Annotated in this window: 16 protein-coding genes; all 16 read left to right on the top strand. The window is 52.4% G+C overall.

The window, feature by feature from the left end; all coding sequences use genetic code 11:
* Positions 1–257 precede the first annotated feature (257 nt).
* The 16 genes from APA10_RS07605 to APA10_RS07530 all read left to right on the top strand — a co-directional run bounded on the left by APA10_RS07605 (position 258) and on the right by APA10_RS07530 (position 13,800).
* Complete coding sequence (locus APA10_RS07605; RefSeq protein WP_035367442.1) at positions 258–908, top strand: hypothetical protein; 651 nt, start codon at positions 258–260, stop codon at positions 906–908.
* A 192-nt stretch (positions 909–1,100) separates the two neighbouring features.
* On the top strand, positions 1,101–2,117 hold the full coding sequence (locus tag APA10_RS07600; RefSeq protein WP_228120835.1) for an Abi family protein: 1,017 nt from the start codon (positions 1,101–1,103) through the stop codon (positions 2,115–2,117).
* Between the two features lie 115 nt (positions 2,118–2,232).
* Positions 2,233–2,538, top strand: coding sequence for a WGR domain-containing protein (locus tag APA10_RS07595; protein WP_035367438.1), 306 nt, complete (start codon positions 2,233–2,235; stop codon positions 2,536–2,538).
* A gap of 192 nt (positions 2,539–2,730) precedes the next feature.
* On the top strand, positions 2,731–3,717 hold the full coding sequence (locus tag APA10_RS07590; RefSeq protein ID WP_035367435.1) for a FitA-like ribbon-helix-helix domain-containing protein: 987 nt from the start codon (positions 2,731–2,733) through the stop codon (positions 3,715–3,717).
* Between the two features lie 244 nt (positions 3,718–3,961).
* Entirely contained in the window at positions 3,962–4,867 is a 906-nt protein-coding gene (locus APA10_RS07585; protein ID WP_007284615.1) for a replication protein RepA, read from the top strand.
* Between the two features lie 1,261 nt (positions 4,868–6,128).
* Entirely contained in the window at positions 6,129–6,698 is a 570-nt protein-coding gene (locus tag APA10_RS07575; RefSeq protein ID WP_035367432.1) for a recombinase family protein, read from the top strand.
* 498 nt (positions 6,699–7,196) lie between these two features.
* On the top strand, positions 7,197–7,559 hold the full coding sequence (locus APA10_RS07570; protein WP_035367430.1) for a hypothetical protein: 363 nt from the start codon (positions 7,197–7,199) through the stop codon (positions 7,557–7,559).
* Positions 7,560–7,617: 58 nt separating this feature from the next.
* Entirely contained in the window at positions 7,618–8,328 is a 711-nt protein-coding gene (locus tag APA10_RS07565) for a lytic transglycosylase domain-containing protein (protein ID WP_035367428.1), read from the top strand.
* 3 nt (positions 8,329–8,331) lie between these two features.
* The gene (gene virB2 / locus APA10_RS07560) at positions 8,332–8,661 is read left to right on the top strand and encodes a pilin major subunit VirB2 (RefSeq protein WP_035367427.1); all 330 of its coding nucleotides are present in this window, start codon (positions 8,332–8,334) and stop codon (positions 8,659–8,661) included.
* Positions 8,662–8,664: 3 nt separating this feature from the next.
* Positions 8,665–8,988 (top strand): type IV secretion system protein VirB3, encoded by a 324-nt coding sequence (locus APA10_RS07555; protein WP_035367425.1) that lies wholly within the window; start codon positions 8,665–8,667, stop codon positions 8,986–8,988.
* On the top strand, positions 8,989–11,361 hold the full coding sequence (locus APA10_RS07550; protein WP_035367424.1) for a VirB4 family type IV secretion/conjugal transfer ATPase: 2,373 nt from the start codon (positions 8,989–8,991) through the stop codon (positions 11,359–11,361).
* 18 nt (positions 11,362–11,379) lie between these two features.
* Complete coding sequence (locus tag APA10_RS07545; protein WP_035367423.1) at positions 11,380–12,060, top strand: type IV secretion system protein; 681 nt, start codon at positions 11,380–11,382, stop codon at positions 12,058–12,060.
* A 39-nt stretch (positions 12,061–12,099) separates the two neighbouring features.
* Positions 12,100–12,459: a hypothetical protein gene (locus APA10_RS07540; protein WP_124326556.1), complete on the top strand. Its 360-nt coding sequence runs from the start codon at positions 12,100–12,102 to the stop codon at positions 12,457–12,459.
* Between the two features lie 17 nt (positions 12,460–12,476).
* Positions 12,477–13,403 carry a type IV secretion system protein gene (locus APA10_RS07535; RefSeq protein ID WP_035367420.1) on the top strand — a complete coding sequence of 309 codons (927 nt, stop codon included), beginning with the start codon at positions 12,477–12,479 and terminating at the stop codon, positions 13,401–13,403.
* A gap of 41 nt (positions 13,404–13,444) precedes the next feature.
* The gene (locus APA10_RS15580; RefSeq protein ID WP_198911723.1) at positions 13,445–13,615 is read left to right on the top strand and encodes a type IV secretion system lipoprotein VirB7; all 171 of its coding nucleotides are present in this window, start codon (positions 13,445–13,447) and stop codon (positions 13,613–13,615) included.
* Complete coding sequence (locus APA10_RS07530; RefSeq protein WP_035367418.1) at positions 13,612–13,800, top strand: hypothetical protein; 189 nt, start codon at positions 13,612–13,614, stop codon at positions 13,798–13,800. Before APA10_RS15580 ends, APA10_RS07530 begins: the two co-directional genes overlap by 4 nt.
* The last annotated feature ends 3 nt before the right edge of the window (positions 13,801–13,803 follow it).

The following is a 13,803-nucleotide window of genomic DNA, read 5'->3' as shown; positions in this document are numbered from 1 at the left end:
GAGCGCAGGAAGATGGGGTGGATGATCCCCTAGACCGGAGCGAGGCTGCTGGCACCAGCGCAGCCCCCCTTGGGGGGGGGCGAGCATCGGGGGGATATACCGGCCTTACGAACTAGAGCGGAAATCAAGCCCCCGAAAAAGCCCGCACGCGCATCGCTGATCTTTGAGGGATAAATCCATTCGTCACGAAAGGATTTCATTGACGAATCAATGATACCCCATTTATCAGAAAGAAATCAGCGAGGAATCAGACCGATATGGCGAATATCTTTGAAGACCCCAAAAAGGCATCCAGAAAGACACAACTCTTTGAAGCTGGCATTCATGCGTTAGAGAATCACGGATGGAAGGTCGAGAAAATCCCCGGTTTCGGAAAAGGAAGTGTTCGGAAGATTACAAAAGGCAGCCAGGAACGAATCGTATCAATCAGGACGACACAGGATCAATGGATTGCGTTTCCGAGGAATGATGCCGGTGATGCCTGGGTCACGTTGTCCGATGTGGATGCGGTCGTGGCCGTTTCTGTAGATGACAAGGAAAATCCGCGTTTTGCGCAGGTGCATTTTATTGAAGGGGATGAAATGCGCGCGCGCTTTGACCGAGCATATCAGGCCCGGATCAAGGCCGGACATAGTGTGCCGACAAAGCGGAGAGGGATCTGGATTTCACTCTATGATGAAGAAGCCAGCAGCCCCGTTTCGCGTGTGGGAGCTGGTGCCGGAATAGCTCATAAGCCGATCGCGCGCGTACCTCTGACAGAACCTGGTCTTCCGGACGAACAGGAAAAGAAGAAGGTCGGTCAGGCCGGCACCGATTTGCGACCGCTTTCCATAAGTGATGCGAAGAAAAGTCTGTCGATGTTCCTCGGGGTGCCGGAAGAATCCATCGAGATCATCATACGATCCTAGAGATAAGCCTGTTGCAGTGAGGTGTTTCGATGGCATCGCTGCGCTGGCGCCACAGCGCTCGTTTTTTGCGAGGAGGCCAGAGATTCCGGACACGGTAGAGGATACGCTATTAGTAAGCCCTCTATTTGTTCTTGACGGCCTCCACGTATCGGGATAGAAGCGCACCTAACACGGCCGTCTCCGCTGTTGTTCATGGACGCAAGTTCAAGACATCAAGGGGCGGCCTTCTTTTTTTTCAGGCAAATGCTTCCGCCTTATACCAAGCCCCATCTCAGTTTCGCCGATCAAGTCGCACTCCTTATACAACGGGGCTTAGGAGTTACCGACCAGGCGAAAGCAACCGATCATCTGCGCAGAATAGGTTATGGGCGGCTTTGCCCCTACCTGGAAACTTTCCAGCAGCTTGTGCCTGATCCCACTGATTCTTCCAAAACTATCCGCAGCCCACAATTCCAGGCTGGTGCCGAGTTCCGTCACGCGGTCGATCTCTACCTGTTCGACAAGCAGCTTCGCATTCTGTTCCTTGATGCGATCGAGCGGATCGAGGTGGCATTGCGGGTTGATCTCGCGCACACGTTGGGCAAGCGCAATCCGTGGGCGCACCGTTCTGTTCAGTTTCTCGATAGTCGTCGCGCAACCATCATTCTCAAACATTCTGGGCGGCCGCGTCATGACGTCTGGCTGGACAAGGCGGACGAGGCCATCCGCCGATCGCAGGAGGAATGGGTAGCGGCTTTTTTCAACACGTATAGCTCAGAACTGCCGATCTGGATGGCCGTTGAAACGTGGGATTTTGGCACCCTTTCCTGGCTTCTGGAAATGGCACATCCTAACGATCGTTCTACGATTGCAAAGCAGTACGGCTTGCTTCCCGATACGCTCGTAAGCTGGATCAGGTGCCTCGCTGGTGTGCGCAACCTCAGTGCACATCATTCTCGCCTGTGGAACACCGGCATGGTCAATCAGCCTGCGGTCCCCAAACCATTCGAAGCGGCGACACTGGTGCACATCGGCACGGCTCCCGTGCAACGAACCCGTGTATATGGTGCAGCCGCTGTCGCAAGCTATCTCGTCAAAAAGCTGAGTGCACGTACATCATGGAGCGGCCGAATGCGAGATCACTGGATCGCGTTTCCGCGCATGCCTTTGGCGAACGCAACACAGGGCGGGTTTCTTGCAGGCTGGAATACGCTCCCGATCTGGACCTGATGCGTATGCTCAATGAAGTCTCTCACCGAGACGACGTCAGAAACCTTCTACTTCTGTCATTCTTCTGTACTCACGACTGGTCCGGTGCTAGAATCTGCCAATAGGCAGGACCGTCATGAAATCCAGACAGCCAAAAAAATCCGCCGCCTTGCATAAGGCCGCCCAACTCGCGTTGTTCCCGCTTACGGCACGTCTTCGGCGTATTCGACCGGAGCTGAATGAATGGCGCTTTTACGCGATGTCCGTTCAACCCGACTTGTTCGGCGGCGCGGCACTCGTAAGGCAGTGGGGACGGATCGGCACTATGGGATCGCAGTGCCTCGATCTCTATCCGGATGAGGGCACAGCCATAAATGCGCTGTCGAAAATGGTCCGTTATCGGCAGAAACGCGGCTATACGCTCGCCATTGGTCTGGATTAACTCAGAGGCAGAGTGTTTCCTGCATGACCCCTGCAACAAACTTCATTCATTGAGCGAATATCAGTGACCAAGGAGGTATCGTTTGGCGTGTGAGAGGCTCACAGGGTCGTGAATAAGATGCAATCAATATAATGATTGCATTACGATATCAATTAAGTGCAATCATCCTTCTTGGAGAGGAAGGATGATTCCGTGGCAAGTCTGACAATCAGGAATTTAGACGATACTCTTATCAGTGCTCTGAAGCGCAAGGCCGGCGCATCGGCGCGATCCGTCGAAGCCGAACTGAGAATTGCGCTGAAGGCGTGGGCAGACCAGGCCGCCATGATGCAGGTCGAGGCAGTTTCACAACGCTTGCAGCAGGCGATTGCCCTCGCAGAAAACGGTCGGGCCAGCGCTTTCTCGACACGTCCACCATATAGCGCCGCGCGCCTGGCTGACGCGATCGGAGAAGATCACGTCACGCCTGTTGCACAATGGATTGAGGGGATAGCTGAGCCCAGCCTTTCCCAACTCAAGGCCATTGCCGCTTACTGCTCGGTATCGGCAGACTGGCTGGCTTATGGCGAGGGCACCCCATATCTTTGCGAGTATGACCGAATTCCAGAGAATGCCGGTCAAGGGGTCCTGTGGCTGCTCGATGCAGACCCCCAAACCCTAAAAACACACCTTCAGGGGCTCCGGTTCATCCGATGCGCCGGCGAACGTGGTGGATTGCTCCTGGTGAAACAGTGGGCCGACAAGGATCTGGTTATCCGCACGCCTTACGTTGTATCCGAGGACACGGGCGGGGGCGGTCGGAGTTCCCTGCGTAATCTTACTCAGGTCTGGCACCTGCTTTATCAGGTCTACAGCGAGTGCGATCTGGCCCCGGATCTCGCAATCACGAGCCACATCGCAAGCGAGCGCACCTACCGCCAGCTTCAGGACGGTTGGCACAACCCGTCAGCACTGCTTCACGACCTGTCCTCCCTGCCGTGGTGGGAAGACATTTGGGATTCCAATGAGTTCGCACGGAGCAATTACTGGCCGGGATGGAAAAAGCTCTGCACGGATCTGTACGAAGAAATTTCTGACAGTAAGAGCGCATCGAACATTCGGGAGTCGATCGAAAGCGGTGAGCATCCGCTTTTGAAAGAAATCGAGAACGCAGCCCTTCTAGGGAAGCTCGATACGTGAAACAGTTCGCCTGTCACTTCAGACCAAATACATCTGTTGTGCAAAATCTATATGATCTCAGACCCGCGTATATTGGATGGTGGCAAGTTTTTTTCGTTTGTCCGCAAATGAATAACCATAAAATCTGTTTCCATCACCTGCACCGAAACGATAACGTCGGATCAGAATCATCAAGCAGACAAACAAGCCTTGCGTCACACGCAATATGCTGAACAACGTAGCAGGGAAGAGAGGGATCGGACGAATGAGCAAACGCAAATCACCGCCTGAACAGAGTGAGCTTGTGCTTTCTCCGACAACCGCGCGCGTCATCCAGCTCTCGGCCGAAATCCAGGCAACACCGCCTGACGACATTGAGTTCATGCACACGGTCCTCTGCCAAGTTGGACTCCCCCGCAAAAGGACGAAGGAAACGCGCTTCGAGCGAAACAATGGCAAGGCGTCCCTGCTCATTACAGCCGGCGAAATGTACAACGACGGTCATTGGGAAAAGCTCTTCGTTCCCTATGGGACAAAGCCACGCCTGGCCCTCTTCCATATCAGTACCGAAGCCATCCGGACCAAATCGCGCACTGTCGCGGTCGGCCGGACCATCAGCGAATTCATGAAACGGCTGAACATCAGCCAGAACGGCCCATCCCGTGAGGCATTCAGGGCACAGATGAACGCCTTGTGCGCCTGTGAAATGAAGCTCGGTTACGGGTCGCGCAATCTGAACGCCCGACCGGTAGACGAATTCGATGCGTGGACCAAAAACCTCGCTAAAGACAGCACGATCGAACTGTCCGAGAAATTCTGGCACGAGTTGAAAGAAAACGCCGTTCCCCTTGATCCTCGTGCGCTTGAGGGCTTGCAGCATTCCGCACTGGCACTCGACATCTATACGTGGCTTGCCCATCGGCTTCATCGCGTGCGGGGATCTGGTGAACGGCTGACCTGGTCCAACCTTCGGCTACAGTTTGGGCAGGAATATACAGACGACAAGAATTTCAAGAAGGCATTCCTGATAGCCTTGCGACAGGTTTCGGCTGTTTATCCGGATGCGAAGCTGGAACAGGTTCGAACGGGTCTGAGGCTGATCGCATCGCCACCTCCTGTCCCGCGACAGACCGTTGTCTCTTTCCAAAAAGTAATTGGGTCAGAGGCTTAACTCAAAAATTCGGGTATAATGGGCGGTGCAATCACCACCCTTTGGACAGCGTGTCTCCCGGTTTATCACGGTGCAATCACCACCCTTTTTGGAGCGATTCCGACATCTTCGGTGCGGTGCAATCGCCACCCTTTTTCCAAGCGGATCTCCGCAGGAAAGACGGTGCAATCACCACCCCTTTTATCCGCCTCACAGCCACCAAAAACACGGTGCAATCGCCACCCTTTTTGGAGAAAGGCTCGCCTCTGTGGATAAAAAAGTTATCCCGGTGCAATCGCCACCCGGATGCGGTGCAATCGCCACCCCCAAAGACGGTGCAATCGCCACCCGTAAGGACGGTGCAATCACCACCCCCCTAAAACCGGTATGATTCCCGATAAATAAACCGATAGGTTTTTCCGGTAGTTGCCTGCGGTTTTCCGGTGGAATTGTGGACAGTCGCCCAAGGGCGAACGCTCGAAGCGTGTGGACAGCTCTTCGACCTGCCCACACGCTCCGGCTCTGACCACAATTCCACCGGACAACTTCAATAAGATTTTTTTTGATAGATTTAAGAGGAGGGCGCCGCTCGCCTTCGGCGCGGCGCTATGCGCAGACCTGGGAGGAAACGAAGAATGGGTTTTCTGAGAGACATTCTGATTATCAGGGAGCGAAAACGACTGCGGCGCGAGAAAGCCGCTGTCGCTAAGCGATTAGCTGTTTCCCCGATGTTCAAGAACACATTCGCGGCCGATCGGGTGCTCGCTGATCGTATGCAATCGAACGGGGTTCCGCGGCGGAAACGAGCCCTCATGATCTTCTTACTCAGATAGTGCCCAGGTAGCAGCACATGGTCATATCCGGCCTATAAGCCGTTCTGATGCGAGTCTGTTTTTTCGCGGGATACTCTCCCCCTAGGCAGGGTTATCGACATGACACCCGAGGATATTAGCCGCGAACCGACGGACTATGACCGCGCCGGCATGGACTGATGAAATAATCTGGATGAGGCCACGCGGCATTTTTGGACGAGCTCGCTGGCAATACCGTTCGGACTGTTGACACCAGGCAGACATTCAAACGTGAAACCAGTTGGGAAATAGCAACGGTGAGCGCGGGCCGGTACGACAATGCCGTTCTCCTCTTAAAAATGGTGTCTCATAAGACGATCGTTAAACGGACACTTTCAAAAGACGTGACAACGGAACGAAAACCCTAGACAAAGGATGTCTCATTTAGGTGGTACGGTAATTTTCTCAAAAGGGGGGGGGCTTTACGTTACATGATGCTGATTGGCTACGCCCGTTGTTCACGGGACACTCAAGATCTGGCAGCGCAACGCGCTGCTCTCGCGACGCTCGGCGTGGATGAAGATCGCATCTATGTCGATTTTGGGTATTCCGGCACGAAGCGAGAACGGCCGGGTCTCGACCAGGCACTGGCTGCGGTGAGGCGGGGTGATACGCTCGTTGTGCCAAAACTTGATCGCCTTGCCCGGTCAGTGCCCGATGCGCGAAGTATTGCCGAGATGCTGACCTCCAAGGGAGCGAAGCTGGCAATCGGATCGAACGTCTATGACCCGACTGACCCAATGGGCAAGATGTTCTTCAATGTCTTGGCCACGTTCGCAGAGTTTGAAGTGGATCTTGTCAGGCAGAGAACTCGCGAAGGCATGTTGATTGCAAAACAAAAAGGTAAACTGAAAGGAAAACAGCCAAAGCTTAGTGTAAGACAGCAACAGGAATTACGGCGAATGCACGAAACGGGAGAGTATTCTATAAGCGATTTGGCTGATGTATTCTCAATATCCCGTCCAACAGTATATAGAACCATCAAAAGAAACGTGGAATAAATATTTCAATCATGTCAGTTCGTATTTTATAATGAGACAAAAATATAAAAAGTGACACAAAATTATTGAGGGCTAAATCAGCCTGAAATCTCGCGTTTCCGAACGAAAAAAAAATAGAGAATACCACATAAAGTATATCGTCGTTCGCGACTGATCGTTTTCTTTACATTATTCACGTCTCCGTGATGTATGAGCGCTGTCGAATGCTGAATCTCATATAAAATGGCGAAAAACAGCCATTTTCTTTAAGATAAATTTTTGTGATCTTCGTTTGGAACGGACTTTTTGAGTTGCGAGATATGAGAAAAAATAGATATTTCTACAAGGCGATATTATCCGATTCAGTCAGATCGCTGACGAACGGATGTCCCGAGCGTGAGGTCTCGTCGTCGTCATGCAGAATTCTTCGGTCTTGCCAAAAGTTAACACCCCGGTTTGTTTGCCTGCTGGCTCTCTCCGCGTTCAGGAGAAGGGCATAGTAGGAAGGGGGATTGTCACTTGCTGGAACCGTTCGAGCTGGCCGACATCAAAGCCGGACTTCGGGACGGCGGGAAAATATTGGGTGTCTTCATCGTTGCTCGGCCTGACATCGATGAAGGGTCTGTCTTCGTGGTCTATTTCCGCACAGACTGGACGCAGAGCCGTACGTTCAGGATTCTTTCCAGATTCCGCACCGAGGGAGTACGAACATACAAAAACCTTGGAAGTCTCTATAAGACTATTCGCGGCATCGGGTACGAAGGGCGGATCACGATTTACCCGTCTGGGGACCCCGCGCTTAATACCTTCGTGGGCGTCCTTCCAGAAGACCTCGGCGACAATCCCGCAGGAACGATTACGTCAGAAGGCTACAAAGAGTAAATTAAGGAGCGTACACTTTGCTTTTGTTGCAATTGTATTATCGTTTGCAGCAGGCAAAGTGTACGCGCAGCCTCTACCTATTAAGGATTTCGGTGAACTTGCACTGAAATGCGGCCCAAATGTCGCTCCTGTTACTCTCGCCTCGATCGCGCAGACTGAATCAGGCTTCAATCCGTTTCTGATACACGACAATAATACCAAAAAAGCGTTCAATCTGGGCACTGATGTTGAGGCAGCCGAGACGGCAACTAGTCTGATCGCGGCTGGGCATTCGGTTGATCTCGGGATTATGCAGATCAATTCGCATAATCTGCCCGCCCTTGGTTTGAAGGTTCAGGATGCCTTTGATCCCTGTGTGTCTATTGGAGCAGCCTCAATCATCCTGTCTGATGCCTATGTGGGTGGTGAGAACCACGAAGCCCAGCAGCAGGCGCTACGGGTAACAATCTCTCAATACAATACCGGAGATACACAGCGCGGTTTTACGAATGGCTATGTGGGCAAGGTGGAAGCATCTGCTCGCAAGGTTGTTCCTGCGCTCGATGTAGGCATGGGTCAGAGCGACATTCCAGCCGCTCCCCAGCCCCAGCAGGTTGCGGCCCCAGTCGACCCGAACGCACCCCCGGCGTGGGACGTGTGGGGCAGCTTCGAATACAGCACGGCGTCTGAGACAGAGAAAAAAGCGGAAAATCCGCGTGCGTCTGACGCTGCGTTGTTTGTCCAGGCCACGAACAGTTCGGCCATTTTTCCGCAACTGCGCAAGGAATAAGCTATGCTGTCGTCCATTCATAATTATCCGCGTCGAAATATGTGCTTCAGGCAGGGCGTGGCTGCCTGGATGCTTGCGCTGCTGACAGTTCTGCCGGCTGTTGCTCACGCACAGACTGTATCTGGCGGAGCCGCGCCGACAACAATGGTCAATAATGTCTGCACATTTATTCTAGGCCAATTTGGCCAAAGCATTGCGGTATTGGCAATCGCTGCGGTCGGGCTGGCGCTGATGTTTGGCCGTGCCTCCCTGATGGTTTTCGCCTGTGTCATTGGCGGCATCATCATCATGTTCGGATCTGCCTATCTTGGGGCAACACTGACGGGAAGCTGAGGCATGGAGAAGCTGGAAGAAGATATCCTATTCCTGGCTGCGACACGTCCGGCGCTTGTTGCAGGGGTTCCGTTGCCGCTTGTCGCAGTATTCATGATGCTTGCGGGTTTTATTATCGTGCTTATCCAGAACCCGCTTTACGAAATACTGATAGTTCCGTTGTGGTTCGGAGCAAAATTACTCGTCTCAAGAGACTATAATGCAGTTAATGTCGCTTTCATTTACCTTCGAACGGCAGGAAGATCCATTGATAGTGCAGTATGGGGTGGAGCTTCTGTCTGTCCTAATCCGCTGAAGGTTCCTAAACGCGGCAGGGGGATGCTCTGAATGTTTGGTAAATCCGGACATGCTGAACGTTCTGGCGAAGTATATTTGCCCTATGTTGGGCATATAGCGCAGGATGTTGTGCTTCTTCGTGATGGGTCTGTCCTAGCAATGGGGCACGTTAAGGGCGTGCCGTTTGAACTGGAAGAACCGGCTGTTCGGAATGGTCGCAAGCGCAATTTGAATACAGTGCTCCGCAATATTGCCGATGATAATGTGACCGTCAGCACGCATATGATCCGGCATCCAGATGTGCCGGATCTCCCGGAAACAGATTTTCGTTCAGATTTCGCAAGAAAAATGTCGAATGCGTACAAAGAAAGAGTGCTGGAAGGACGGTTATATAGAAACGATTATTTCCTGACGATCACCGTCACGCCTCGGAATGCGCTCGGAAAGATGGGCAGTAGGTTGCTGCGGGTCGGAAAGGGCCACGCATCAGAGGGAAGTGAGGCTACTGTCAGACAGCTTGAGGACGTCTGGCAGATCGTATCCTCTGCTTTAGATAGCTACGGGGTGCGTCGCCTCGGCCTGCGGGAACGCAATGGGGTAGTCTTTACCGAAATAGGTGAGGCACTGCGCCTCATCATTTCTGCCCGGTGGATGCCCGTTCCTGTTGTGTCTGGATCTCTAGGAGCATCAATTTACACGGATCGGGTAGTTTGCGGGAAAAGAGGGGTCGAGATCCGGTCTTTGGATAGGAGCTTCGTGGGGGGAATCTTTTCATTTCGGGAGTATCCGGCTCGCACACGACCAGGAATGCTCAATGCGTTGTTGAGCGTCGAATTTCCAGTGGTGGTCAGCCAATCTTTCGGGTTTTTGACCCGAGCACAGGCCGACGACAAGTTGACACTCAAGTCGAACCAAATGGCAAGTTCTGGAGACAAGGCCACCAGCCAACTCGATCAGCTTGCTGATGCTGTAGATAAACTGATTTCAAATGAATTTGTCTTTGGCGCGCATCACTTTTCCCTCGCCGTGTATGCTGACGACTTGGTCCAGCTCGGCGAGCGTAGCGCCCGTGCTCGTGCGCGATTGACTGATGCTGGCGCAGTTGTCGTTCAGGAAGGGATAGGGCAGGAAGCTGCCTTCTGGTCTCAGTTGCCGGGAAACTGGGAGTTTCGGACGCGTCCCGGCAGCATCAATAGCAGCAATTTTGCCGCTCTCTCCACGTTTGACAACTTCCCGGTTGGCTCCCGAGACGGATATTGGGGGACAGCGATTGCGCGCTTTCGCACAGATGGCGCAACCCCTTATGACTATGTGCCGCATGTCAAGGATGTTGGCATGACAGCCATCTTTGGGCCGATTGGATCGGGTAAGACCACGTTCCTGATGTTTGTCATGGCCATGATGGAACAGGCACTGTCAGCCGTAAATGGGGCTGTTGTATTCTTCGACAAGGATCGAGGTGGGCAGCTCCTGGTTCTTGCAACGGGTGGGACGTATCTCGTCCTCAAGCGAGGTGTCTCGTGTGGCTTAGCCCCGCTGCGCGGCCTGCAAGGGACAGCCGATGATATTGAGTTTCTGCGGCACTGGATCACGGGGCTGATCGAAAGTGACGGTAAGGGTGCGATTTCGTCTGAGGACGCGAAACGCCTTCAGCGCGGGATTGCGCGCCAGATGTCTTACCCCGTGGAAATGCGATCTCTTGCAGGGCTGCGCCAGTTCCTCCTTCATGGTCCAGAGGAAGGAGCAGGGGCCAGGCTCGAACGGTGGTGTCGTGGGGGAGCCTTGGGCTGGCTGTTCGACGGGGAAACCGATGAAGTTGATTTGTCGAGTTCCATAACGGGTTTCGATCTGACAGCGTTTCTCGATCATGACCAGATATGCGCTCCAACTGCCGCGTATCTGCTTTATCGGATCGAGAAGGTTGTGGATGGTCGCCGCTTCCTCATGAGCTGCGACGAGTTTAGGGCCTATCTACTGGACCCCAAATTTGCTGCCGTGATCGATAAATTTCTGCTTACCGTTCGTAAAAACAATGGAATGCTGATTCTGGCAACGCAGCAACCAGAGCATGTTCTGGAATCCAAGTTGGGTTCTTCGCTTGTTGCGCAGTGCATGACGAAGATCCTCTACCCGTCGCCCACGGCTGACCGGCACGCTTACATCACGGGATTAAGCTGCACTGAGGGCGAATATCGCGCGGTACGCGAGGGGATGGTGGGTGATCCAAAGCGATTTCTCATGAAAAGGGAAAACGGCAGTGTCATTTGCGAATTCGATCTCTCTTCCATGCCGGAATACATCGCAGTTTTGTCCGGTCGTGCCAACCGAGCGAACTTCGCAGAGCGGTTGAGAGAGGAATACGGGGACAATCCGAGTCAATGGCTCGATCATTTCATGGCCCGTTATCACGAAGCGAAAGATTGAGAGCGAGGGGAGGGCACAATGAAGGTATATGGTCTGGTTGCACTGGTATCGCTTTCTAGTGTTGGGCTGCATGAAGCAAGAGCGCAAGTCGCTGTCTTTGATGATCAAAGTATCGCTCAAAGCGTCACAAATACGACGAATGAAATAAAGCAAATGGTGAGCGAACTTCAGCAGCTACAGGCGGAATATACGCTTCTACAGAACGTCCCGAATGTGGCGACCGGGATGTTTACAAGCTTCAATAGTGCTAATTTACAAAACCCGTTGCCGACAGTCAGTCAGGCAGCCGGACAAATCACAGGCACGGCGAATACGCTGAACAGTTACGGACAGCAGTTCGCCAGTTTGAATAAACACAGTGCCTCGGGAAATGATCCGGTCGCGCAATCCTACACACAGCGGACGACATCGCTTGCCAATATTCAAGGAGTTGCAGCTCAAAACCTTGATTCTATCAATCAACGGCTCGCGAACCTGGACGAGATGAAGCAAGAACTGTCGAACGCAAAAGACATTACTCAGATTTCGGCTATCAACGGACGTATCGCGGTCGAAAACCACGCCATCCAGGCGCAGGCAGCCGCCGCTCAGAATCTTCAAATGATGGCCCAGGCGCAGATGCAGAACCAGATGTTGCAGGATCAGGAGGCTGCGCGTCAGGAGGAAGTCAACGCCGCAAACGCGCGATTGGGGAATTAGGAAACTATCATGCGGAAAATCATGCTGGCGATTGGTGTCATGGCGATATGGAACGGCGGGAGCGCTACAGCTAGTCCAAGCCGTGATCGTGCGGAACACACGGTGAGTTGGTACGCCGCGCATCGTAGCGAGGATGTGCAGGTGCTGCATGAATGTCAGAACGATCGGACGTTCGAAAACTATCCCGATTGCAAGAATGCTGCCGCTGGGGATGAACTCTATACGGGCAAACAACGCCAGGCGACCGGACCGGATAGCTCTGTCCTGTTCACCAATGGGCCATTGCGCGCGGCCGAACTTGCGAAATGTAAGCTGTCCAATCCCCGTATTCGTCCCCCCAAGGCTGATTGCGATGCTGCGGCCCGCATCCAGACTGAGGTCCAGAACGGAAAGTCTTAGTAAATCGGAGAACGTCTGTGGCTACGACAACGGTATATGAAGACATTAACAGTAGTCTTACGAGTGCATTCGATAATGGAATGAACTCTACTGTAAGTAATGTTCTAAGCGCCGTAGCAACGCCGTTCACATCTCTCATCGTATTGTGGGTCATCGTAACGGGAATGCTTGTGATGCGCGGTGATATAGATACACGAAGAGGAGTTATAAGAATAGTTAGAGTGTCTCTTGTCTCTGCATTTGTGTTGGAATCTGGTATATACAACTCATATATTGTTAATTTCTTTCACACAGGATTGCCGGAATGGACGGCATCATCTGTGTCAGGCGGTTCAGTGTCGTCGACCCCGCAGTTGCTTGATAAGATATGGGGCGACATCTCCGGATATTCACTGAAAATAGATTCCCAGCTTTATCCATACCAAATATTCGATATGATTGAGCTTGCAATTATAGCATTTTGCGATGCCGTTATTCTCGGGGTTGTATTTGCCGTTTACATATGCGCGCACGTTATGACGGATATTATCGTGACGATAGGGCCGTTTGTAGTAGCTGGGTTCCTGTTCGACGCGACACGCAATATCTCGGAAAGATGGGTGGGAAAATTGGTCGGTTTGGCCTTGCTAGCTGCATTGGTGGACGTCGCCATGTTGATTGTTGCGCAAGGCATCAGTGACTACATGACGCAGACAAATATAAATGCAGTTTCGTCTTCTGGAACTCCAAGTGTTGCAATAGATATTATGTTTGATACCATGATATTTATTGCTGTCAGCGCATTTATAATACTGATGCTTCCATCAGCGGCGGCATTTATTGGCGGCGGAATTTCAGTAAATCCTGCCGGGGCAATCATGAATACGGTCATCGGTGGAACTACGGCCGGAGTTGGGACCATCGCAAAAGCGGGTGCCAATATAGGTAGAAAAGCTTCAAAGTAAAAAATAGGTTTACGTTTCAGAATAAAAGGGGAGTGGGGCGGATGATAAAGATCCGTATTAGTATTTCTGTACTTATGCTCTCTGTTTTATCAGCGTGCGCAAGTCATGACCCGTTGCCAAAATGTAAAGGAGCGACATTTGCCTTGAATGCAGGGCACTGGCACCCGACAGAAGCGGATCTCAAAAGGCCACAGGAGCGTGGGTATAAATGACAAATAACGAATTTACCCCGCCCGTTCCGAACGAAAAGTTGGCGGAACATTATGAACAGGTCGAGACGTTTCAGAAAGCACGGGTCCGTTCCGTTGTGCGGATCAACAAATTTCTGCTGGCGGGACTTGCGGTGTCGACGCGGATTTCTTCTGTGGTTACCGTCCGTTATGCAAGAGTTTTCTGACCC

Source organism: Acetobacter pasteurianus subsp. pasteurianus LMG 1262 = NBRC 106471 (assembly GCF_000285275.1).
In the GTDB taxonomy this organism is placed as follows: Bacteria; Pseudomonadota; Alphaproteobacteria; order Acetobacterales; family Acetobacteraceae; genus Acetobacter; species Acetobacter pasteurianus.
The sequence above is the reverse complement of the archived record's forward strand: the minus strand, read 5'-3'. Positions and strand labels throughout refer to the sequence as shown.

Coding starts and splice junctions, on each gene's coding strand:
- APA10_RS07595 (WP_035367438.1), top strand. CDS start 2,233: ATGAAATCCAGACAGCCAAAAAAATCCGCCGCCTTGCATAAGGCCGCC.
- APA10_RS07530 (WP_035367418.1), top strand. CDS start 13,612: ATGACAAATAACGAATTTACCCCGCCCGTTCCGAACGAAAAGTTGGCG.
- APA10_RS07540 (WP_124326556.1), top strand. CDS start 12,100: ATGGCGATATGGAACGGCGGGAGCGCTACAGCTAGTCCAAGCCGTGAT.
- APA10_RS07545 (WP_035367423.1), top strand. CDS start 11,380: ATGAAGGTATATGGTCTGGTTGCACTGGTATCGCTTTCTAGTGTTGGG.
- virB2 (WP_035367427.1), top strand. CDS start 8,332: ATGCTGTCGTCCATTCATAATTATCCGCGTCGAAATATGTGCTTCAGG.
- APA10_RS07600 (WP_228120835.1), top strand. CDS start 1,101: ATGGACGCAAGTTCAAGACATCAAGGGGCGGCCTTCTTTTTTTTCAGG.
- APA10_RS07550 (WP_035367424.1), top strand. CDS start 8,989: ATGTTTGGTAAATCCGGACATGCTGAACGTTCTGGCGAAGTATATTTG.
- APA10_RS15580 (WP_198911723.1), top strand. CDS start 13,445: ATGATAAAGATCCGTATTAGTATTTCTGTACTTATGCTCTCTGTTTTA.
- APA10_RS07555 (WP_035367425.1), top strand. CDS start 8,665: ATGGAGAAGCTGGAAGAAGATATCCTATTCCTGGCTGCGACACGTCCG.
- APA10_RS07585 (WP_007284615.1), top strand. CDS start 3,962: ATGAGCAAACGCAAATCACCGCCTGAACAGAGTGAGCTTGTGCTTTCT.
- APA10_RS07575 (WP_035367432.1), top strand. CDS start 6,129: ATGATGCTGATTGGCTACGCCCGTTGTTCACGGGACACTCAAGATCTG.
- APA10_RS07605 (WP_035367442.1), top strand. CDS start 258: ATGGCGAATATCTTTGAAGACCCCAAAAAGGCATCCAGAAAGACACAA.